Below are 22,200 nucleotides of genomic sequence, written 5' to 3'. Positions count from 1 at the left end.
CGCCCGCACCAACACCGATCCCAAAGGCATCGTGCGGGCTGTGGATGACTACATCCTGCGTCCATGGGGCCTATACCTGGCCCGCGCTACGCCTGGCCGCGCGCAGTTCCATTACCTCGAGTCGTGGTTGCTGCCGTCGCTGGGTTTGCGGGCCACGATCTTTCATTTCAACCCCGGCCACGAACGCGGCCACGACTATTACCTCGACGTCGGCGAATACACGCCCGGTCCGTCCGTGTGGCGTTCCGAAGACCATTACCTCGATCTCGAGGTACGCACCAATGCCGGGGTGGATTTGGCCGACGTCGACGAGCTGCTGGACGCGGTTCGGCACGGCCTGCTGACCCCCGAGGTCGGCGAGCAGGCGGTGCGGCGCGCGGTCGCCGCCGTCGACGGCCTGTCCCGGCACGGCTATGACCTGCAGCGTTGGCTTGCCGCCGAGGGGATGCAGCTGGAGTGGCGTTGAATACCGCAACCGTTGCAGTACAACGGATTTAGACAGCAAGCAAGCGCTCGAAGAGTTCCCGGGAGTGCATCAGGGCCAGGCGTAGGTCTTCGGTCGACGCCTCCTTGCCGCGAGACCACTGCTCCTCCAGACGCGACCGCGCCCCGGCGAATCCAGTCGTGAGCTGCTCGACCAGGTCGGAGACCAAGACGTCCGCCTTCTGGACGCACTCCTTGGGATCATCCACGAAGGCCGCCTGAACGCCGGCCCATCGCGCACGCAGCCCCGCGAGATCGTCGCTGGCAAAAAGCACTTCGGCTGCCGACGATTCGTGTTTCGTCCTCGACGGCTCCGCGCCGGGGGCCTCGGCACTGGGTACCGCTGTGTCAGCAACCGGTGCCGGCTCGGGGTAACGGCCGTGCTCTCGTGCTCCATTCGCGGTGCGTCCGACACGGGGATCGGGGGCTCAGCGGGCGACTCCGTCGTTGTTTCTTGTTCATGCATGGTCATGGACTTGCTCCTGCGGTTCGGTCTTGTCGGTCTCCAGCAACATCTCGTACAGCGCCCGGTAGTGCAAGAACGCCTCCCGCTGCTGCTCGGTGTTGGCATGCTGCGGCGAGATGTGGACACCGTGGGCGACTCGGTAGTTCTCGACGATCTCCGGGTGGTCTACCGAGATGTCTGCGGCCCGCTGGTCGAAATCGTCGACGCGATAACCGCGTTGACGCATCACCTCGGTTACCAAACGGTCGGCGACACCGACGGCCGTTGCGGGGTTGTCCACAAACCCGGCCTGTACCTTTTGCCAGCGGCCGGCGAAATCTGAAAGCGCCGAGGGCGTCAACGGAACGATCTCGAGCTTGCCTCGCTTGCGTTCTCGCGTAGTGAGTTCCCGCACCGCACCTTTCTCGCTTCCGGTGTCGGATACCAGGCGCTCGTACTCACTGCCGTAGTGCTGTTTCAGCCGCTTCGTTTTGATGCGAAAGCTGACCATGCTTATTGCGACAATCGCCGCGACGACCACCACGACGCCGACGGCCGCGATGCAGATCCATTCCCAAGTGGGCATGACAGACTCCTCTCTGACATGTGTCTGATTAGCCCGAATGGCTTCGCCGCAAACGTCATTTTGTGATGCGCGGCACAGGCGACGGCCGCCTGTGCTGCGACATAGGGCTTGCGAGTGGTCAAGTCGGCGGTCGAACGGTTGCCGGCAACGAAGTGCCCGCCCTAAACGCGTCGCGTAATCTCTGCAGCCATGAGCTCCACCATGCAGAGATGGGTCGCAATCGCCGCTTTGGCCGGCGCTGCGATCAGCTCGCAGTTGACTCCCGCGGCCGCGCGGGCCGACCTGCACAACATCACCTACATTGCCCGGATCGACGGAGTGGCCCCCGGCAGCCAAGCCACCTTCGTGACCAACACCAATCAAACGAACACCGCGCCGTTGAGCTCGATGCCCGGCAACGCATTCCAGGCCAACGCGGTGCTGGCCGATCCTAATCAAGCCGGCATGCAAGTGTCGATCCGGTGGCCGTATGCGGCGAACGTGCACTGCGAGATCGACGTGGACGGCAACGTCGCCACGCAAGTCGATCATTTCGTCCAGCCGGCCGCAGGTAGGACCGATCCGATGAATGGCGTGCTGCCCTGCGGTGCGCCGCTGACTAATCCGTAGGTCTACGGCCGCCAGCGCGATCTGTCGGCCCAGTCCCATGCGCGGCGGTACGCCTCGAGAAACCATGGCTCCTTGACGGCGAGATAACGCTCGATGTCTCCGTCCGGCGCCGCGGCCTGGTCGGCGTTGCGTTTGACGGCCAGGTACTCGTCGCGGACGTTGGGATTGGCTTTCAGCCAGTCGACGAACAGCAGCGCGAACTGTTGATCGGGCCAGCCATCGACACGCAGATGCACATTCGTCGGCCGACCGGGATCAGCTGATCCATGAAACCGCTTCTGCCACAAGCCCGGATCGTCACTGTGGTCGTAGCGCTTGACGGTGCTTCGCGCGTCGGGCTTGGCGTTGTCGGCGGCGATGTGTTCGACGCGCGGGTAGCCGACGGCAAGCAATGGCTCAGCGAGTTTGTCTGCAACAGTGAGTGATTCGACGGTGACCTGAATATCGATGGCGTCCTTTGCGTCCAGCCCGGGAATCGCGGTGGAACCGATGTGGTCGACGCGCAACGCCTTTGCCCCACAGGCGACCTTGAGGCGGGCGACGATGCGCGCAGCCTGGTCGGGCCAGGTCGGATCGGCAGGCACCAGCCGGGCGGGTGGGCGAACGACGTGGTGGGCGCTGAGGTTGGCGGCGAACGGCATGATGCGGTGATTCCACACCTCGCGAGCACGCTCGGTCAGCGCCTCTCGAGTACTCGAATTGTCCAGCCAGACATCGGCGACGGCCCGGCGCTGGTCGTCGTCGGCCTGCGCCGCGATGCGTGCGCGGGCGTCGTCCTCGGCCATACCGCGTTGTTCGACAAGTCGCGTCACCCGCAGTTCCGCGTCGGCGTAAACCACGACGACCAGCGGGAACAGCGGGGCCATCCCGGACTCCACCAGCAGTGGAATGTCTTCCACCACAACCGAATCCTCCGGGACGGCGGCGATCAGCTCGGCGCGACGCTTACCCACCAACGGATGAACGATCCCGTTGAGCGTCGCGCGGCTCTCGTCGCTGCTGAATGCCTTGGCAGCCAATGCCGGACGATTCAGCGCGCCGTCGGGCAGCAGAATGTCGTCACCGAACGCGTCGACGAGTGCGGCCAACCCCTCAGTGCCCGGCTCGACCACTTCGCGGGCGATCACGTCGCCGTCGACGACGACCCCACCGCACCCCGAAAAGGTGGCCGAAACCGCCGACTTACCGGCGCCGATGCCGCCGGTCAGCCCGATCCGAAGCATCCCTAGCTAGCTAGGCGCTACCGGCGAGCTTCTCCCGCAGGGCGGCGAGTTGCGCATCGCTGGCCAGCGAGCCGCCGCTCTGCTCCTCCTCGCCCGACGAGCCGTTGGCCTGCGGGCGCTCGGCAGCGGCGGCGTCGGCTGCGGCGAACTTTTCCATCTGCGCGGTGTGCATCTTGTGCCGTCGCTCGGCCTCGGCGTAGCGGGCTTCCCATTCGGTGCGCTGCGTGTCGAAACCCGCTAGCCATTCGTTGGTTTCGGGGTCGAAGCCCTCGGGGAAAATGTAGTTGCCCTGCTCGTCGTAGCTGTCGGCCATGCCGTACTTGGCCGGGTCGAACTCCTCGGTGTAGTCCTCGTTGGCCTGCTTGAGCGACAACGAGATTCGGCGACGCTCCAGGTCGATGTCGATGACCTTGACCATCGCGTCGTCGCCGACGGCAACCACCTGGTCCGGTACCTCGACGTGACGCTCGGCCAACTCGGAGATGTGCACCAAGCCCTCGATGCCCTCCTCGACGCGGACGAACGCGCCGAACGGCACCAGCTTGGTGACTTTGCCCGGCACGATCTGACCGATGGCGTGGGTGCGGGCGAAGTGCCGCCACGGGTCTTCCTGAGTCGCCTTGAGCGACAACGAAACCCGCTCGCGGTCCATGTCGACGTCAAGCACCTCGACGGTGACCTCATCGCCGACCTGAACCACCTCTGACGGGTGGTCGATGTGCTTCCAAGACAGCTCGGAGACGTGCACCAGACCGTCGACCCCGCCGAGATCGACGAACGCACCGAAGTTGACGATCGAGGACACCACACCCTTACGGATGGCGCCCTTCTGCAGTTGGTTGAGGAACTCGCTGCGGACCTCGGACTGGGTCTGCTCGAGCCAGGCGCGGCGGGACAGCACCACGTTGTTGCGGTTCTTGTCCAGCTCGATGATCTTGGCTTCGATCTCCTTGCCGATGTAGGGCTGCAGATCGCGAACGCGTCGCATCTCGACCAGCGATGCGGGCAGGAAGCCGCGCAATCCGATGTCGAGGATCAGGCCACCCTTGACGACCTCGATGACGGTGCCTTTGACGGCCTCGTCCTTCTCCTTCAGGGCCTCGATAGTGCCCCAGGCGCGCTCGTACTGGGCGCGCTTCTTGGACAGGATCAGGCGGCCTTCTTTGTCCTCCTTGGTAAGGACCAGGGCTTCGACCTCATCGCCCACGGAAACGACCTCGTTGGGGTCGACGTCGTGCTTGATGGACAGTTCGCGGGAGGGGATGACCCCCTCGGTCTTGTAGCCGATGTCGAGCAGGACCTCGTCCCGGTCAACCTTGACGATTGTCCCTTCGACGATGTCGCCATCGTTGAAGTATTTGATTGTTTTGTCGATGGCGGCGAGAAAGTCCTCGCTCGAGCCAATGTCGTTGACGGCTACTTGCGGCGAGGTGACGGCGGGACTCGGCATATTGTTGGGTTGCTCCGGACAGGTTGGGGTCGTAGGGATAAAGCGGTCTGTGTTCGATTGCCCGGCTCCTCCGCATCGCGCTGCGCGCTCTGCATAGTCGCCGGACTACCTCGTCGAGGTTACTCGACTGCGCACACGCTGGCCAAACTCGCCCCATCTAGGCCGACCGTCAAATCACCGGGAAAAAATCATCGAGATTCCTGCAGCGGGTTCACCCAAGACGGAATCGGGTTTAATGGGCCGCGGTGTCCCAGCTGCGGCCATAGCCCACCGAGACCTCCAGCGGCACGTCAAGCGGGTATGCGCTGCCCATTTTCTGGCGCACCAACGCCTCAAGGCGCTCTCGCTCACCGTCGGCCGCTTCGAACAACAGTTCGTCGTGGACCTGCAGCAGCATCCGCGACGCCAGTCCGGCCGCTTTCAGCGCCTTGTCGACCTCGATCATGGCCACCTTGATGATGTCGGCCGCGCTGCCCTGGATCGGCGCGTTGAGCGCCGCCCGCTCGGCGGCCTCGCGCACCTGACGATTGCTGCTGTCCAGCTCGGGCAGATAACGGCGGCGGCCTAACACCGTCGAGGTGTAGCCGTCCTTGCGGGCCTGTTCGACGACGTCCAGCAGGTAGTCCCGCACCCCGCCGAACCGGGCGAAGTACTGGTCCATCTGGACTTTGGCCTCTTCGGTGGAGATCTTCAGCTGCTGCGCCAACCCATAGGCGCTCAACCCGTAGGCCAACCCGTACGACATCGCCTTGACCCGGCGCCGCAGCTCGCCGGTCACCTCCTCGATCGGCACCCCGAAAGCCCGGGATGCGACGAACGAATGCAGATCCTCGCCCGTGTTGAACGCCTCGATCAGGCCGGCGTCACCGGACAGATGCGCCATGATTCGCATCTCGATCTGGCTGTAGTCGGCCGTCATCAACTCCGCGTAGCCACCGCCGACCACGAACGCGTTGCGGATCTGCCGGCCGGCGTCGGTGCGGATCGGAATGTTTTGCAGATTGGGCTCGGTGGAGGACAGCCTGCCGGTCGCCGCGATCGTCTGGTTGAACGTGGTGTGGATCCGGCCGTCGCCGGCCACCGAGTTCAACAACCCGTCGACGGTCACCTTCAGCCGGGTCACGTCGCGGTGCGCGAGCAGGTGCTGAAGGAACGGATGCCCGGTCTTGTCGAACAGCGACTGCAACGCATCCGCGTCGGTGGTGTACCCGGTCTTCGTCCGCTTGGTCTTCGGCATCTCCAGTTCGTCAAACAGCACTACCTGCAACTGTTTTGGCGAGCCGAGGTTTATCTGCTTGCCGATCACCGCGTACGCCGCCTCCGCGGCATCGCGGATCTGGTCGCCGAATTGGCTTTGTAGCTCAGTCAATTGGTCCAGATCGACGGCGATACCCGCGGCCTCCATACCGGCCAACACCTGTTGCACCGGCAGTTCCATCTCGGCCAGCAGTGAAGTGGAGTCGATGCGGGCCAGTTCTACGTCCAGCGCGTCAGCGAGGTCCACCACCGCGCGGGCACGCAGCACCGCGGTCTGCACGGCTTGGTCATCGACCCCGTCGGTGTCGTCGAGCAGTGAAAGCTGCTGCTGTTCAGACGTTTCCGCGCGTAGCTCGCGGCGCAAGTAGCGCAGCGACAGGTCGTCGAGGGTGAAGCTGCGCTGTCCCGGGCGGACCAGATAGGCGGCCAGCGCGGTATCGGAGCTGACCCCGTTAAGCGTCCAGCCGCGTCCGGCGAGGTCGTGAATGGCCAACTTGGCCTCGTGCAGTGCTTTCGGCTTCTCGGGGTCGGCGAGCCACGCCGCCAGCGCGGAATCGTCATCGGGTGTCAGCGTCGTGGTCTCGATGTAGCCGCCGTCGCCGTCGGCTGCGGCGATGGCCAGCGCGGTCGCGTCGCCGTCATAGGGCAGATGCGTCCCCACCACCGCAAGCCCCGATCGGCGCCCGTCGGCGACGTGCTCGGCCAGCCACCGCCCGACCGTGCCGGGCTCCAGCAGTCCGCCACGCAGGTCGAATCCCTCGTCGACCTCTGGTTCGACGGCAGTCAGCGTGTCGAACAGCCGGTCCCGCAGCACCCGGAATTCCAGCTGGTCGAACAACTGGTGAATCTGGTCGCGATCCCAGGGCTGCATCCGCAGCGTGTCCGGCGTCTGCGCCAACGGCACGTCACGGACCAGGTCGGTGAGCTCTCGGTTGAGCACCACGCTGGCCAGATGAGCCCGCAGCGCGTCACCCACCTTGCCGCGCACCGAGTCGGCGTTGTCGACCAGCGCCTGCAGCGAGCCGTATTCGCTGATCCATTTCGACGCAGTCTTCTCGCCCACCCCCGGAATACCGGGCAAGTTGTCGCTCGGATCGCCGCGCAGCGCAGCGAAGTCGGGGTATTGCTCGGGGGTCAGCCCGTACTTCTCGACTACCGCCTCCGGGGTGAAGCGAGTCAGCTCGCTGACACCTTTGCGGGGATAGAGCACCGTCACGTCGTCGGTGACCAGCTGCAAGGAATCGCGGTCACCGCTGACCACCAGGACCCGGTAGCCCTCCTTTTCGGCCTGGGTCGCCAGTGTCGCGATCAAGTCGTCGGCTTCGAAACCAGGCTCGGCCAGCACCGTAATGCCCAGTGCCGCAAGGACTTCCTTGGTGACGTCGATCTGGCCGTGGAACTCATCCGGAGTGGACGACCGGTTTGCCTTGTACTCCGGGTAGCGGTCGGAGCGAAAGGTCTGCCGCGACACGTCGAACGCCGCGGCCACATGGGTGGGCGATTCGTCGCGCAACAGGTTGATCAGCATGGCGGTGAACCCGTACACCGCGTTGGTAGTCAGCCCGCCCTGCGTCTTGAAATTCTCGGCGGGCAGCGCGTAGAAGGCCCGGAACGCCAGCGAATTGCCGTCCAGCAGCATCAACGTCGGCTTGTCGTCAGCGGCCTGGGCAGCTTCCGTCTTCTTGCTTGCGGTCCTCGCTGGGCTCACGCCCTAACTCTAGGCACTGGGTCTGACCTCGAGTAGCGGCTGCGCCCGCCGCGACAAAACTGCAACACGTTTCAGTTTTGTCGACGTTGTCGGTACGCTGGCCGAATGCCAGGAGCTACCCGTCAAGAACCGGCAATCGACGGCTGGTTCGCCGACTCCACCACAGCTGAAGGAGCCGGTACACCGCATCTGATCGGCGCCAAATGTCCGCAATGCGGCACCTACGTCTTCCCGCCGCGGGCCAACAATTGCCCCAACCCCGGCTGCGACGGTGACCAGCTCGAGCAAGCGCCGCTATCGCGGCGCGGGAAGCTGTGGAGCTACACCGAGAACCGTTATCCCCCGCCGCCGCCCTACCCCGCTCCGGATCCCTTTGAGCCGTTTGCCATCGCCGCGGTGCAGTTGGCCGACGAGGGGCTGATCGTGTTGGGCAAGGTGGTCGAGGGCACGCTGGCCGCCGACTTGAAGGTGGGCATCGAGATGGAGCTGACCACCATGCCGCTGTTCACCGACGGCGACGGCGTGGAGCGCATCGTGTACGCGTGGAGGATCGCATCGTGAGTACGCCAGAACCGCTCTACATCCTCGGCGCCGGAATGCATCCGTGGGGCAAATGGGGCAGGGACTTCACCGAATACGGCGTGGTCGCCGCGCGCTCTGCGCTGGCCGAGGCCGGCCTGGACTGGCGCCAGATCCAGTTGGTCGCCGGGGCGGACACCATCCGCAACGGGTATCCCGGCTTCATCGCCGGGTCGACGTTCGCGCAGAAACTCGGCTGGAACGGCGTCCCGGTCAGCTCCAGTTATGCCGCCTGCGCCAGCGGTTCGCAGGCGCTGCAGAGCGCCCGCGCGCAGATTCTCGCCGGCTTCTGCGACGTGGCGCTGGTAATCGGCGCCGACACCACCCCGAAGGGGGCGTTCGCGCCGGTCGGCGGGGAACGCAAGAACGACCCGGACTGGCAGCGATTCCACCTGATCGGCGCCATGAACCCGGTGTATTTCGCGCTGCTGGCGCGCCGCCGGATGGACCTCTACGGCGCGACGTCCGAGGACTTCGCGCAGGTGAAGGTCAAGAACTCGCGCCATGGCCTGCAGAACCCGCATGCGCGCTACCGCAAGGAATCCTCAGTCGACGACGTGCTGGCCAGCCCGGTGGTGGCCGACCCGTTGCGGCAGCTCGACATCTGCGCCACCTCCGACGGCGCGGCGGCTTTGATCGTGGCCAGCGCCGATTTCGCGCGCAAGCACCTCGGCTCGCTCGAAGGCGTTCCGTCGGTACGTGCGGTCAGCACGGTGACCCCCCGCTATCCGCAGCATCTGCCCGAATTACCGGATATCGCAACGGATTCCACCGCCGCCGTGCCCGCACCGGACCGGGTGTTCAAGGATCAGATCCTCGACGCGGCCTATGCCGAGGCGGGCATCGGGCCCGAGGACGTGAGCCTTGCCGAGGTCTATGACCTGTCCACCGCGCTAGAACTCGACTGGTATGAGCACCTAGGGCTCTGTCCCAAGGGTGACGCCGAGGCGTTGCTGCGCAGTGGTGCCACCACCATCGGCGGGAAGATTCCGGTCAACCCGTCGGGTGGGCTGGCCTGCTTCGGCGAGGCGATTCCGGCACAGGCGATCGCGCAGGTCTGCGAGCTCACCTGGCAGCTGCGCGGCCAGGCCACCGGCCGTCAGGTCGAGGGCGCGAAGGCCGGAATCAGCGCGAATCAGGGCCTGTTCGGGCACGGCTCGTCGGTGATCGTCGCGCGCTAGCCATGTTTCGTGCCTGGTGGTCAGTCCGGCGTGACGCTCGGTGCTGACAGCCACTCCAGCGCGACGCTCGGCGCTTTGGCGATGCGCGCCTAGCCCGACGATTCCGCGTCTTTGGGACTATCCAGGGTTTCCAGAACGACTTCGGCTACGTGTTTCATCGTGGTGCGCCGGTCCATCGCGGCGCGCTGAATCCACTTGAACGCCTCCGGCTCAGTCATCCCTTGGTTGGCCTGTAGCAGGCCTTTTGCCCGTTCGACGAGCTTGCGAGTCTCCAGCCGGTCAGACAGCGTCTCGACCTCGCGTTCCAGCGCCCTGATCTCGCTGAATCGGCTCAGCGCCAGCTCTATCGCGGGAATCAGGTCGGAGATGGTGAAGGGTTTGACCAGGTAAGCCATCGCTCCGGCGTCCCGCGCCCGCTCAACCAGGTCGCGCTGACTGAACGCGGTCAGCACCACAATCGGTGCGATGCGTTTGCGGGCGATCTCCGACGCAGCATCGATGCCGTCGCGGCGCGGCATCTTCACGTCCATGATCACCAGGTCGGGGCTGAGCCGCTCGGCCAGCTCGACGGCTTCCTGGCCGTCGCCGGCTTCGCCGACGATTTCATATCCCTCTTCGCGGAGCATCTCGGCCAAATCGAGCCGGATGAGCGCCTCATCCTCGGCGATCAGCACCCGGCGCGAGGCTTGGGTATCGACGTCGGTCGTTGAGCCGGTCATGACGACATTGTGTCGTGGCCCGCCGGGATCATCGACCGCGGGGTTGTGACGCTCGCCGCGCGACGACCATCCTCTATGGTGGGAGGCCGTAGCCAGCAAGCCCTCGTATCCCAACTGGCAGAGGAAACGGATTCAAAACCCGTCCAGTGTGAGTTCGAATCTCACCGAGGGCACAGCCGAGTTCTAAGCCGTTCCGTCATGCTTTCGAATGATGTCCTCAGCGCTCGTTGCGCGTAACGCCGCAACTTTGGGTAGCCAAGGCTCTACGTGAAGGTCGTACCGTACGTTGGATAGGTGATTGTCGCCGGAGCTTTTCTAGCGGAAGCGGCCGCAGCTGTCGATAACAAGCTGCATGTATGGGGAGGAGTGATATCTCATTGCGGACTGGGCCCCGAGCGGATAGTGCGGCCGGTCTTGGTGGCGTTGACGCAAGCGGAGTCCGACAACACCGACCGCACGATTGACGTCGATATCCGGCCGCCGAACGGCGAGGAAACCCTTCATCTCTCGCTCGAAGTGCCGGAAGCTGTCGCAAACAACGAAGTCGGCTTCAGTTACTGGCCGCTCCCCCTGCATCTGCCCTTCGATGGTCGCTGGGTCTTTGTATTGACCGCTGCGGGCGGAACACCGGTGTCGTTTCCGCTCATCGTGAGCGCGCTGCAGTCCCCAGCGTGACTGGCCTCACGTGTGACACCTCAGCGAGGGCACACAAATAGCGGTGCTATGCAGGCGCGATTGCCGAACGCCGCCAGACAAGATTTGAGACTGCTTTAGCTCACCTACTACCCTTTTGCTGTGGTGGTTAAGAGGTGCGGTGCCACACAATCGGCAGGTTCGCGCCGGACGCCGGACTGCGTAGCAGCAGTGCGGGCGGAACCGCACGTCCGCGATCAGCACTATGCTGAGCGCATCACGCGGCGGCGCCGCATTTTGCGCTTCAACACATCGATGGCGATGGTCGTCAGCGCCGCTTTCGGGGTGATGCAACTTGTGGTCGCACCCCAGCTGTGGTGGACCGGTGTGATCAATATCGTCGTTGCCGCGATCTTCGCAATCATCCCCTACCTGTACCGCTTCGGTGAGCTAGTTCCGCCGCTGACTTTCATCGGCACGGCTTATGCGTCGATCTTCGTCATCTGCTGGATGGTGGGTACCGGCTCGGGCCTGCAGCTCTACTTCTTGGTCGCAGCCTGCCTTGCCGTGTTGCAGCTAGGCAGCGAACGCATCATCTTGGCGGCCAGCCTGGCAGCGGTCGCCGCTGCGTTGGTAATCACCTTGCAGTTCCTGGTCCCTCGCGACACTGGTGTTCAACCGGCATGGCTGCTGTCGCTAAACTTCGTCGTCACCACCGTGTCGGCCTGCGTGATGACGGTCGCGACGGTGTGGTACGCGCTGCGCGAGATCCGCCGCGCCCAAAAGGCCATGGAAGTCGAATACGACCGCTCCGAAGCTCTGCTGGCCAACATCTTGCCGGAAAGCATCGCCGACCGGCTAAAAGACCCGGGGCGCAACATCATTGCCGACAAATACGACGATGCTTCGGTCCTGTTCGCCGACATCGCCGGCTTTACCGAACGGGCCAGCGACATCGCGCCGGACAAGCTGATCCGATTCCTGGATCGGTTCTACAGCGACTTCGACGCACTGGTGGACAAGCACGGGCTGGAGAAGATCAAGGTCAGCGGCGATTCCTACATGGTGGTCAGTGGAGTGCCCCAGCCGCGGTCCGATCATGTCGAGGCACTGGCAGACCTTGCCCTCGACATGGCCGAAACCGCGAAAGGCCTAAGGGATTCGCGCGGCAACGTGCTGCCACTGCGAATCGGGCTCGCCTCCGGCCCCGTCGTCGCGGGCGTGGTGGGTTCTCGCCGGTTCTTCTACGACGTGTGGGGCGATGCGGTGAATGTGGCATCCCGGATGGAATCCACCGATTCGGTGGGACGGATCCAAGTGCCTGAGGACGTCTACCAGCGGCTGAAAAACGACTTTGTACTGCAGGAGCGGGGTGCCGTCGCTGTCAAGGGGAAGGGCGTCATGCGCACGTGGTATCTCGTTGGCCGCAAACCAGACACCGGTTCCGGCGATGTGCGTGCCGAGGCGCCACAAGCGGCCGGCGTCTAACTCGTAGCGCAAACCCCCCACCGCAATCGCCGTTTGTGGGAAACTTCGGCCATGGAAACCACTGCTGTTCCAAGGTTGTTGCCGCATCTGTGGAAGTCGACGCTGGTGTCCGGAATCCTGGCGCTGGCCCTGGGTGTCCTGGTGCTGGCGTGGCCCGGAGAGACCATCCTGATCGCGGCCATTTTGTTTGGCATCTACTTGCTGGTCACCGGATTCGCGCAAGTCTTCTTTGCATTCAGCCTGCACGTCTCCGCTGGCGGGCGGATCCTGCTGTTCATCAGCGGCGCCGCATCGCTGGTTTTGGCGGTGCTGTGCTTCCGACACTTCGGCGAAGGCTATGCGATTCTCCTGTTAGCCATCTGGATTGGTGTCGGCTTCATCTTTCGCGGTGTGGCAACGTCGATCTCGGCCATTAGCGATCCCACCTTGCCCGGTCGCGGTTGGCAGATATTCCTGGGTGTCATCAGCTTGTTGGCGGGCATCGTGATGATCGGATCGCCTTTCGAATCACTCGCGATCCTGACGCTGGTCGTCGGCATCTGGCTCATCGTCATCGGCGCCTTCGAGATCGTGTCGTCGTTCGGCGTCCGCAGCGCCTCCAAGCGGGTGGACAAGGCCCTGGCGGGTGCACCGCACGCCGCGGCCTGACGGGCCGAATCGTGATCGACAGGAAAAATCCGTAGCAATGATCGCGGGCCTTTACTACACTGCGTCGTAGCAACTGGGCCCCTGTCGCCAGGGAGATGACCAATGAACGTCGTCGACGTGTCGCGGTGGCAGTTCGGTATCACCACCGTCTACCACTTTATCTTCGTGCCGCTCACCATCGGTCTGGCGCCGCTGATCGCCATCATGCAGACGGCATGGGTGGTCACCGACAACGTCGCCTGGTATCGGCTCACTAAATTCTTCGGCAAGCTGTTCCTGATCAACTTTGCAATCGGAGTGGCCACCGGGATCGTGCAGGAGTTCCAATTCGGGATGAATTGGAGCGAGTACTCGCGGTTCGTCGGCGACGTGTTCGGCGCTCCGCTGGCGATGGAAGGTCTGGCCGCGTTCTTCTTCGAATCCACCTTCATCGGTTTGTGGATCTTCGGCTGGAGCCGGCTGCCCCGGCTGGTGCACCTGGCATGCATCTGGATCGTAGCGATCGCCGTCAACGTATCCGCGTTCTTCATCATCGTGGCGAACTCCTTCATGCAGCACCCGGTCGGTGCACACTACAACCCTGCAACCCGACGCGCGGAGTTGCACAGCATCACCGCGCTGCTCGGCAATAACACTGCGCGGGCTGCATTTTCACATACTGTGGCCGGTTCATTACTGACCGCCGCGACATTTGTCGCAGCCATCAGTGCGTGGTGGCTGGTGCGTTCCGGCAAACCCGCAACGGATCACGCCGTCGCGGAATCAGATGCCCGCAGCATGTTCCGCCCAGCGGCCATCCTGGGATGTTGGGTCGCGCTCATCGCCACAATCGGCTTGTTCTTCACTGGTGACTATCAGGGCAAGCTGATGTTCGTCCAGCAGCCGATGAAAATGGCTTCGGCGGAATCGTTGTGCAACACCGAAACCGATCCGGACTTCTCCATCCTGACCGTCGGCACGCACAACAACTGCGACAGCATCAGCCGTGTGATCGAAGTACCTTACGTGCTGCCGTTCCTCGCACAAGGCCGAACCCACGACGTCACGTTGCAGGGTGTGCGCAATATCCAGCAGGACTACCAAGACCGATTCGGCCCAAACGACTACCGGCCCAACCTATTCGTCACCTACTGGTCGTTTCGCGCAATGATCGGGCTGCTGGCGATACCGGTGCTTTTCGCGGTCGTTGCGTTGTGGCTCACCCGCGGTGGCCGGATCCCCAATCAACGGTGGTTTTCTTGGTTGGCGCTGGTGGCCATCCCGGCGCCGTTCCTGGCCAACATCTCCGGGTGGGTGTTTACCGAAATGGGCCGTCAGCCCTGGATCGTTGTGCCAAACCCGACCGGCGACCAGCAGGTCCGATTCACCGTTCACGAGGCCGTCTCACATCACGCCTCCGGCATCGTCGTCACTTCGCTGGTTACCTTCACCGCGGTCTACGCGGTGCTGGCGGTGGTCTGGTTCTGGCTGCTCGAGCGCTACATCGTCGAAGGGCCCCAAGAACACGACGCGGAACCGGCCGCGCCCCGGTCGCCCAGCGATGCCGAGGTGGCACCGTTGTCTTTTGCCTATTAAGGCCTGCTGACGGAAAGGAGCTGACCGATGGGATTGCAAGAGTTGTGGTTCGGCATCATCGGAATGCTGTTCCTCGGTTTCTTCATCCTGGAGGGCTTCGACTTCGGCGTAGGCATGTTGATGGAGCCGTTCGCCCGCGTCGGCGTCGGCGAACCAGAAGCCCACCGCCGCGCCGCGCTGAACACCATCGGGCCGGTCTGGGACGGCAACGAGGTTTGGCTGATCACCGGCGGCGCGGCGATGTTCGCCGCATTTCCCGGCTGGTACGCCGCTGTCTTCTCCACCCTGTATCTGCCGTTGCTGGCGATCCTGTTCGGCATGATCGTGCGTTCGGTGTCAATCGAATGGCGCGGCAAGGTCGACGACTCGAAATGGCGTGCCTGGGCCGACTTCGGAATCGCCGCCGGGTCGTGGTTGCCTGCCGTGTTGTGGGGCGTGGCGTTCGCCATCTTGGTGCGTGGCCTGCCGGTGGACGCCAATGGCCACATCGACTTGTCGATCACCGACGTGCTCAACGCTTATACGCTGTTGGGTGGTCTGGCTACGGCGGGGCTGTTTCTGTTCTACGGGGCGGTATTCGTAGCCCTGAAGACATCGGGCGCGATCCACGACGATGCTCACCGCTTCGCGAAGTGGCTGGCGCTTCCGGTGACTGGACTGGTTGCGGTCTTTGGGCTTTGGACGCAACTGGCCTACGGCAAGAACTGGACCTGGCTGGTGCTGGCGGCCGCGGTGGTCGCGCAGCTGGCGGCGGTGGTGTTGGTGTGGCGACGCGCGTCCGATGGTTGGGCGTTTCTGTGCACTGCCTTGGTAGTGGCAGCGGTGGTGATCCTTTTGTTCGGAGCACTTTATCCGAACCTGGTGCCTTCGACGCTGAACAAGCAGTGGAATGTGACGATCTACAATGCCTCGTCGACTCCGTACACCCTCAAGATCATGACCTGGGTGACATTGCTCATGGCTCCGCTGACGGTGATCTACCAAGGATGGACGTATTGGGTTTTCCGGCAGCGGATTTCGGCTGACCGCATCCCGCCGTCGACCGGGCTGGCGAGGCGAGCGCCCTGAGCGCGAGCAGTCGGGGGCCTCTAGATCCGCGACTGTGGAGGGCATCTGCAGGGCTGCGCCAATTCCTTCTCGCGACAACAATTTGCGGTGTAGTGATCTCGGGTTGCGCGATCGGCTCGGCGATCTTGCTGGCGCACATCGCCTCCCGGGTCATCACCGATCCAGCCGCGCGCAGCGTGGGCCGATGGGTACCGATGTTGTTCTTCCTGCTGACGGTATGGGCGGTGCGTGCTGTGGCGCACTGGCTGCAGGCCCGGCTGGGCCAACGTGGGGCCAGCGCAGTGATCGCCGATCTCAGCGGCCAGGTCCTTACGGCCGTCACGGCCCGAAAACCCAGGCAACTGACAGCCCAGCGCGACGCCGCGGCCGCGGTGGTGACCCGCGGGCTTGACGCACTGCGGCCCTATTTCACCGCTTACCTGCCGGCGTTGCTGCTGGCGGCGATCCTGACCCCGGTGAGCGCAGCCGTGATTGGGCTCTACGACCTGAAATCGGCTGTGATTGTTGCGATCACGCTGCCGTTGATCCCCATCTTCATGGTGCTGATCGGCCTGGCGACCGCTGACCGGTCCGCGGCTGCGCTGGCCGCAATGGCCACCTTGCAGGCTCGGCTGCTCGACCTGATCGCAGGAATTCCCACGCTGCGGGCTCTCGGCCGCGCCACCGGGCCCGAACGGCGCATTTCCGAGTTGGCTGCGGCGCACCGGCGTTCAGCGATGGCGACACTGAGGATCGCTTTCCTCTCTGCGCTGGTATTAGAACTGCTCGCCACCCTCGGCGTCGCCATGGTCGCGGTCAGCATCGGCCTGCGACTGGTGTTCGGTGAGATCAGCTTGACCACCGGTTTGACGGTGTTGTTGCTCGCGCCTGACGTCTACTGGCCGCTGCGCCGTATCGGGGTGGAATTCCATGCCGCTCAGGATGGCCGGGCCGCCGCCGACAAGGCGTTCGCGCTGATCGAGGACTCGGCGATCGCGGTCCCGGGTTCGCGGACGGTCTCGGCGCGGGATGCCGTGATTGTTCTCGACGAGCTCAGCGTCGAAGGTCGCGATGGGCTCTGCCCGCATGACCTCAGCGCGGTGATCCAGCCGAGTCAGGTAACGGTGCTGACCGGTGCGAACGGCGCAGGAAAAAGCACCACTCTGCAGGTCATCGCCGGAATCACGACGGCCACCAATGGTGCTGTCACCGTGGCCGGAGTCGAGATCGCCGATCTCGAGCCGAGCGCGTGGTGGCGGCAGGTGTCCTGGCTGCCACAGCGCCCAGTGCTCATCCCCGGGACCGTGGCTGACAACCTGGCTCTGTTCGGTGAACTCGCTGAACTTGAAAGCGCCTGTGTCTCATCCGGATTCGATCAAGTATTGACCGAGCTGCCTGATGGGATGGACACCGTCATCGGAAGCGGCGGCGTGGGGCTGTCGCTGGGTCAGCGGCAACGCCTCGGCTTGGCCCGCGCGCTCGGCTCAGCGGCGCCGGTGCTGCTGCTCGACGAACCCACCGCCCACCTGGACGCCACAACCGAAGCCCGGGTGCTGAGGGCCATCGTCGAACGAGCCCGCGCCGGTGCCACCGTGGTGCTCGTCGGTCACCGCGAACACGTCGTCGGAATCGCTGATCACATCATCGAGGTGGCCGGGGCGGGTGACGTCCATGATGTTCGCGTCTGATCCCCAGCTGGCCGCGCTGCGGTTGCTGCACCCGCGGATCCCGCGCTTGCTGCTGGCGATTGCGCTTGGGGTGTTATCGCTGGGCAGCGCCCTGGCGCTGGCCGGATTGTCGGCCTGGTTGATCACCCGCGCCTGGCAAATGCCACCGGTGCTGAATCTGTCGATCGCGGTGGTGGCGGTCCGGACCTTCGCGATTTCCCGTGGCGTGCTGCATTATTGCGAACGGCTGGCCAGCCACGACACGGCGTTGCGGGCCGCCGGCACCGCCCGCGAGCTGATCTACGAGCGCTTGGCGCACGGTCCTGCCGACATCGCCACTCGATTGCACAGCGGCGAGCTGGTCTCACGAGTCGGCGCTGATGTCGATCAGCTGGCCGACGTGCTGGTCCGCTCCCTGTTGCCGTTTAGCGTCGCAGCGGTGCTTGCCGTGGCGGCGATCGCGGTCGTCGCGGTCATCTCTCCGCTGGCTGCGGCGATTTTGGCGATCTGCCTCCTGGTCGCCGGCATTGTCGCGCCATGGCTGGCATCGAGGGCTGCTGCCGCACAGGAAGTGGTTGCACGCCAACACCATTCCGCTCGCGACATATCGGCGATGCTGGCACTGGAGCACGCACCCGAGCTACGAGTCGCCGGTAGGTTGAGCAATGTCGTCCGGGAGTCGCAACGCCGGCAGCGCGATTGGGGCGACGCTATCGACGCCGCGGCCCGACCGGCCGCGTTCGCGGAGGCCATCCCCACCGCGGCGATCGGCGTCAGCGTGCTGGGCGCCGTGGTGGCGGGCATCGGGATGGCAGGCTCGGTGGCACCCACCACGTTGGCAGTCCTGATGCTGTTGCCGCTGTCAGCATTCGAGGCGACGACTCCATTGCCCGCCGCTGCCATCCAGTTGACACGTTCACGGTTGGCGGGACGACGTCTGCTCGACCTGACCTCGGCCGGCGCAGCAGTGCCGACGGCGGATCCCGGAGCGCTGTCCGAATCCGGACGACCACATCCGCCGCCTGCCGGGCGGCTGCGCACCAACGGCATGGTGGCTGCACACCCTGGCTGTCGGGTGCCGGCTGCGGTGACGGTCGATCTGCCGCCGGGCGCCAGGCTGGCCGTCACCGGCCCCAGCGGCTCTGGTAAGACGACGCTGCTGATGACCCTCGCAGGTCTGCTGGCGCCGTTGCGTGGCGATGTCACGCTGGGCGGAGCACCGCTGCGCCTTTTCAGCGAAGACGAAATACGCCGTGCTATAGGATTTTTCGCGGAGGACGCGCATATCTTTGCGACCACCGTCCGGGACAACCTGCTGGTTGCGCGGGGCGATTGCCCGGATCATCAGCTGGGCGTCGCGCTGCGCCAGGTCGGTCTGGAAACCTGGCTGTCTGGTCTGCCTAATGGTCTCGACACGGTGTTGTCCGGCGGCGCGCAGGCGTTGTCGGCGGGCCAACGCAGGAGGCTGCTGCTCGCCCGGGCGCTCATCTCACCTGCGCAGATCGTGCTGCTCGATGAACCGACCGAGCACCTCGATGCCGCTGACGCCGAACCCATCCTGCGCAGCCTGCTGAGCGCCCATGGTGGTGTGTTGGCTGCCGACCGGACGGTGGTGGTCGCTACTCATCACCTGTCCAATAACATTCGGTGTCCCGAACTACGAATCGGCGCCGGCGAGTACTCTGGCGAACAATCTTCCAGGACGCCCGATCGAGAAAGCGAGCCATGACCGAACCTCCGGACAGGCCGTCGGAGAGACGCCACAACCCCGAGGGAACACCGCAAACGGCGCCATATCCATACCCATACCCATACCAACATCAGCCCGGCCCATACCGCGGTGGCTATCTACCACCGCCCTACTACAGTTACCCGCCAACGCCGGTCGAACCCAAAAACGGTCTAGGTATCGCCTCGCTGGTGATCGCGATTATCGGGTTGCTCAGCGTATGGGTGCCCATCGTCAACATCGTCAGCATCGTCCTGGGACTCATCGCGGTGGTCATCGGGTTCCTCGGACGCGGACGTGTCAAGCGGCGCATCGCCAGCAATGGTGGAGTCGCGGTCGCCGGCATCGTGCTGGGTACGCTCGCGATCGTCGTTGGCTTGGCCTTCATTGCTCTCTGGACGACGGTGTGGAGGGACGTCGGCGGCGGCGACTATATCGACTGCATGCAGAAAGCCGGTTCAGACCAACTCAAGCAGCAGCGCTGCGCAGATCAATTTCGGCAAAAAGTCCAAGACAAGTTGAGCGTCACGCTGACGCCAACACCCGTGCCGTAGACCGCTAAAGGCCGCGGCGACGCGGCATGAACTCTAGCGACAGCAACACATAAATCAGTGGCACCAGCTGAGTTAGCGACACCAGCGCATATCGCCGTTGGTCTGGCGAGCGGAATTTGCGCAAGTACCGATAGAGCGATTCAAGCGCGATCAACGGGTTCAGCAGATGGATCAGCCAGTAGAACAGGCTTTGCATCCGTCCGCGCTGCTTGTCGTCGAAGATCTCCGGGAAAGCCGCGAATGCCAATGAGACCCGTTGTGCACCAGCATTTTTAGCCGCGTTGATCATGTCGACGCTGAGCCGCTCGTCGATCCCGTTGGGCGCCCCGGGGCGACGCCAAGGCACGTCCAGGGTGATGTCGCTACCCCCACCGGCGGTGGCGTACCGGTGGAAGCCTTGCACCCGCCCGGATTTGTCTCTCGCGATGATCAGCTGAATTCCCGGGTATCGGCCCGCCAGCACGCCGTCCAAATTCATGCAGAATCCGCGATCGGTGTGCGCACCGCTGGAAGACGCCCGCAACACCTCGGTGAGCTCGGCCCGCAGTCGGCCATCGAGTTTCTGCTCGGCCACAATCTCGGTGGTGATACCGCAGTTGTGCGTGCGTTTGACCGCCTGACGCAAGTTGCGGAACTGACGCCCAACCGTTTCGAAGCTGGACACGTCGATGACGACGTCCCGACCGATCGGTACCGGACGCAACGATTGGCCCAGCACCTTCGGGTCGGTCCACAGGTGAAGCCGCCGCTCACTGCAAGCCAGCACGACGATCCGCCAGCCGTGGGTATGACACATGTTGGCGAAGTCGACGACCAGTTGAGGGAATTGCGCCTCGTCGCCGACAGGGTCCCCGCTCACCACCGCGTAGCCGATTCGCGTCCGGTATGCCAGCGCCGCGGTCCCGTCCGCGCTGAACAGGTAGCACTTGCCCGCCTGCATGGCGAACGGCGCCAGCGGGTCGCCGCTGGTGGCTTTGATCAACTCCCACACCCGAGACAGATCGCCGGGATGCCGCCGCGCTGAGGTGGCCCACATCAGCGCGAGACCGGACCCGGCGATCAGCGCGTCACCGAGCAGATCGAAAGCCAGCACGTGCGCGCAAATCCCGGCGAACAAGACGAGAACGGCAGCGGTCGCGTGCCTGGTCGTGACGGGGCGACCCCGAAAAATACCCCGCGCGATCAACGCCACCGCGGCCAGCACCGTCAACGACCATTCCACCCGGCCAGTTGCATGCCAGCCCGCGTGGTCGTGGCCGCGGACAATCGCTGTCATTAACCAACACGCCGCACTGAACAGGGCCAATGCTCCCACCCAGCGGGCCGCCGGCGAGTTGACGTGAACGACAACCCGCTCACTTGCGCGGACCCCGGGCGCGATGCCGATTGACGACTCGTGCACGCCCACCTCCGGTTGGTCGGCAATAAAATCGGGCGGCTTCGTCAGAGCACTCATCGCCGGTACGCCGCTAACGTCCGATTACCCAACCACATCAAACGGTACGCTTCGAACCGGTTTTGCTGCGATGACATTGGGCGCGCCGCAATCGAATCGTTGCCGGCCGTTGTTCGCCGGCCTACCCCCACGAGCCTGGGAAATACTTCACCACGCCTTCTTGCACCACAGTGGCGACCGGCCGCCCGGAGCGGTCGAAGAAGTAGCCGGTCCCCAGCCCGCGTGAATCGGTGGCCACCGGCGAGGATGTGGAATACAACACCCAGTCGTCGAAGCTGACCTGGCGGTGAAACCAGACCGAGTGATTGACGGTCGCAGCGAAGATCCGGTCGAACCCCCACGAGAGGCCGTGCGTGGTGATGATCGAGTCCAGCACGGTGGTATCCGAACAGTAGAGCATCGTGGCGGTGTGCAGCGCAGGGTCGTCAGGCATCACGCCGTCGGCTTTCACCCAGACTCGGTTGTAGTCGAGCCGCTCGCCTTTATGCCGCATCACCCAGGACGGGTCATTGGTGTAGCGCCATTCGATTGGTTGCAACGCGTTGACGAACAACGGAACCTTGTCCTCGTACCCGCTCAGCAGCTCCTTGATCGACGGCAATGTCTCCGGATCGGCGACTTCGGGCGGTTCGACGTTGTGCTCAAGGCCTTGACCGCCAGACAGGTAGGAGATCATCACCGCCGCCAGCAGGGTGCCGTTCTGAGTCACCTCGATGCGCCGGTTGGCGAACCGGCGCTCGTCGCGCAGCCGCACCACCTGGAATTCGATGTCTTTGGCGGTATCACCGCCATTGATGAAATGCACGGAGAGCGCGTTGGGCGGCAAATCGCGGGTCAGCGTGCGGCTGGCCGCCACAAATGATTGCGCCATCATCAGTCCGCCGAACGTCCGAGGCGGGTTCTTAGTGGGGTGAGATCCGATGAAGACGTCGTCGCCCATGCGATGCAGGTCGAGCACCGTCATCAGCTCGTCGAAGTCAGACACCGGCTTAGCCTAATTGCCCGGCTCCTCAGCCCTCCGCTCCGCCGAGCGCATCGTCACCGCGCGGCCTAATTGCCCGGCTCCTCAGCCCTCCGCTCCGCCGAGCGCATCGTCACCGCGCGGCCTAATTGCCCGGCTCCTTAGCCCTCCGCTCCGCCGAGCGCATCGTCACCGCGCGGCC

Annotated in this window: 20 protein-coding genes and 1 tRNA gene; 13 read left to right on the top strand and 8 right to left on the bottom strand. The window is 64.3% G+C overall.

Features of this window, described 5'->3' with window-relative positions:
* The first annotated feature begins 31 nt into the window (after window positions 1–31).
* The gene (locus tag VEI45_RS23965; RefSeq protein WP_324857006.1) at window positions 32–466 is read left to right on the top strand and encodes a DUF402 domain-containing protein; all 435 of its coding nucleotides are present in this window, start codon (window positions 32–34) and stop codon (window positions 464–466) included.
* A gap of 28 nt (window positions 467–494) precedes the next feature.
* Here the strand turns inward: VEI45_RS23965 and VEI45_RS23960 are convergent, their stop codons facing one another.
* Window positions 495–692, bottom strand: coding sequence for a hypothetical protein (locus VEI45_RS23960; protein WP_324857000.1), 198 nt, complete (start codon window positions 690–692; stop codon window positions 495–497).
* Window positions 693–941: 249 nt separating this feature from the next.
* Window positions 942–1,514: a hypothetical protein gene (locus VEI45_RS23955; protein ID WP_324856999.1), complete on the bottom strand. Its 573-nt coding sequence runs from the start codon at window positions 1,512–1,514 to the stop codon at window positions 942–944.
* 189 nt (window positions 1,515–1,703) lie between these two features.
* On the opposite strand from VEI45_RS23955, the gene VEI45_RS23950 reads away from it, so the two are divergent.
* The gene (locus VEI45_RS23950) at window positions 1,704–2,123 is read left to right on the top strand and encodes a hypothetical protein (RefSeq protein WP_324856998.1); all 420 of its coding nucleotides are present in this window, start codon (window positions 1,704–1,706) and stop codon (window positions 2,121–2,123) included.
* A gap of 2 nt (window positions 2,124–2,125) precedes the next feature.
* Here VEI45_RS23950 and coaE read toward each other — a convergent pair whose 3' ends face one another.
* The 3 genes from coaE to polA form a co-directional block, all read right to left on the bottom strand.
* Window positions 2,126–3,346 (bottom strand): dephospho-CoA kinase, encoded by a 1,221-nt coding sequence (gene coaE, locus VEI45_RS23945; protein WP_324856997.1) that lies wholly within the window; start codon window positions 3,344–3,346, stop codon window positions 2,126–2,128.
* A 10-nt stretch (window positions 3,347–3,356) separates the two neighbouring features.
* Window positions 3,357–4,796, bottom strand: a complete 1,440-nt coding sequence (rpsA, locus tag VEI45_RS23940; protein WP_324856996.1) for a 30S ribosomal protein S1 — start codon at window positions 4,794–4,796, stop codon at window positions 3,357–3,359.
* A 232-nt stretch (window positions 4,797–5,028) separates the two neighbouring features.
* The gene (polA, locus tag VEI45_RS23935; RefSeq protein ID WP_324857005.1) at window positions 5,029–7,692 is read right to left on the bottom strand and encodes a DNA polymerase I; all 2,664 of its coding nucleotides are present in this window, start codon (window positions 7,690–7,692) and stop codon (window positions 5,029–5,031) included.
* Between the two features lie 174 nt (window positions 7,693–7,866).
* Here polA and VEI45_RS23930 point away from each other — a divergent pair, with 174 nt between their 5' ends.
* Both VEI45_RS23930 and VEI45_RS23925 read left to right on the top strand, forming a co-directional pair.
* Window positions 7,867–8,322, top strand: coding sequence for a Zn-ribbon domain-containing OB-fold protein (locus tag VEI45_RS23930; RefSeq protein ID WP_324856995.1), 456 nt, complete (start codon window positions 7,867–7,869; stop codon window positions 8,320–8,322).
* A gap of 35 nt (window positions 8,323–8,357) precedes the next feature.
* On the top strand, window positions 8,358–9,521 hold the full coding sequence (locus VEI45_RS23925) for a lipid-transfer protein (RefSeq protein ID WP_324857004.1): 1,164 nt from the start codon (window positions 8,358–8,360) through the stop codon (window positions 9,519–9,521).
* A gap of 89 nt (window positions 9,522–9,610) precedes the next feature.
* Here the strand turns inward: VEI45_RS23925 and VEI45_RS23920 are convergent, their stop codons facing one another.
* Complete coding sequence (locus VEI45_RS23920) at window positions 9,611–10,240, bottom strand: ANTAR domain-containing response regulator (RefSeq protein WP_324856994.1); 630 nt, start codon at window positions 10,238–10,240, stop codon at window positions 9,611–9,613.
* A gap of 99 nt (window positions 10,241–10,339) precedes the next feature.
* Here VEI45_RS23920 and VEI45_RS23915 point away from each other — a divergent pair.
* From VEI45_RS23915 to VEI45_RS23875, 9 genes are all read left to right on the top strand, one after another.
* Window positions 10,340–10,413, top strand: a tRNA-Leu gene (locus tag VEI45_RS23915).
* A gap of 121 nt (window positions 10,414–10,534) precedes the next feature.
* A complete protein-coding gene (locus VEI45_RS23910) occupies window positions 10,535–10,915 on the top strand; it encodes a hypothetical protein (protein WP_324856993.1) in 381 nt (126 codons plus the stop codon).
* A gap of 120 nt (window positions 10,916–11,035) precedes the next feature.
* A complete protein-coding gene (locus tag VEI45_RS23905; protein ID WP_324856992.1) occupies window positions 11,036–12,361 on the top strand; it encodes an adenylate/guanylate cyclase domain-containing protein in 1,326 nt (441 codons plus the stop codon).
* Between the two features lie 51 nt (window positions 12,362–12,412).
* Window positions 12,413–13,009: an HdeD family acid-resistance protein gene (locus tag VEI45_RS23900; protein ID WP_324856991.1), complete on the top strand. Its 597-nt coding sequence runs from the start codon at window positions 12,413–12,415 to the stop codon at window positions 13,007–13,009.
* Window positions 13,010–13,111: 102 nt separating this feature from the next.
* On the top strand, window positions 13,112–14,584 hold the full coding sequence (locus tag VEI45_RS23895) for a cytochrome ubiquinol oxidase subunit I (RefSeq protein ID WP_324856990.1): 1,473 nt from the start codon (window positions 13,112–13,114) through the stop codon (window positions 14,582–14,584).
* Between the two features lie 27 nt (window positions 14,585–14,611).
* On the top strand, window positions 14,612–15,652 hold the full coding sequence (cydB, locus tag VEI45_RS23890) for a cytochrome d ubiquinol oxidase subunit II (RefSeq protein WP_324856989.1): 1,041 nt from the start codon (window positions 14,612–14,614) through the stop codon (window positions 15,650–15,652).
* A 53-nt stretch (window positions 15,653–15,705) separates the two neighbouring features.
* Window positions 15,706–17,319, top strand: a complete 1,614-nt coding sequence (cydD, locus tag VEI45_RS23885) for a thiol reductant ABC exporter subunit CydD (RefSeq protein WP_324857003.1) — start codon at window positions 15,706–15,708, stop codon at window positions 17,317–17,319.
* On the top strand, window positions 17,303–19,027 hold the full coding sequence (gene cydC / locus VEI45_RS23880; protein ID WP_324856988.1) for a thiol reductant ABC exporter subunit CydC: 1,725 nt from the start codon (window positions 17,303–17,305) through the stop codon (window positions 19,025–19,027). Before cydD ends, cydC begins: the two co-directional genes overlap by 17 nt.
* Window positions 19,024–19,581, top strand: a complete 558-nt coding sequence (locus tag VEI45_RS23875; RefSeq protein WP_324856987.1) for a DUF4190 domain-containing protein — start codon at window positions 19,024–19,026, stop codon at window positions 19,579–19,581. The genes cydC and VEI45_RS23875 overlap by 4 nt, the downstream gene beginning before the upstream one ends.
* Window positions 19,582–19,585: 4 nt before the next feature.
* Here the strand turns inward: VEI45_RS23875 and VEI45_RS23870 are convergent, their stop codons facing one another.
* Both VEI45_RS23870 and VEI45_RS23865 read right to left on the bottom strand, forming a co-directional pair.
* Window positions 19,586–21,037, bottom strand: a complete 1,452-nt coding sequence (locus VEI45_RS23870) for a bifunctional lysylphosphatidylglycerol flippase/synthetase MprF (RefSeq protein ID WP_414687575.1) — start codon at window positions 21,035–21,037, stop codon at window positions 19,586–19,588.
* Window positions 21,038–21,158: 121 nt separating this feature from the next.
* A complete protein-coding gene (locus VEI45_RS23865; RefSeq protein ID WP_324857001.1) occupies window positions 21,159–22,001 on the bottom strand; it encodes an acyl-CoA thioesterase II in 843 nt (280 codons plus the stop codon).
* Window positions 22,002–22,200 lie beyond the last annotated feature (199 nt).

It is taken from the genome of Mycobacterium sp. (genome assembly GCF_035623875.1).
GTDB lineage: Bacteria > Actinomycetota > Actinomycetes > Mycobacteriales > Mycobacteriaceae > Mycobacterium.
Note: the sequence above shows the minus strand (reverse complement) of the source record. Positions and strands in the feature narration are given on the sequence as shown.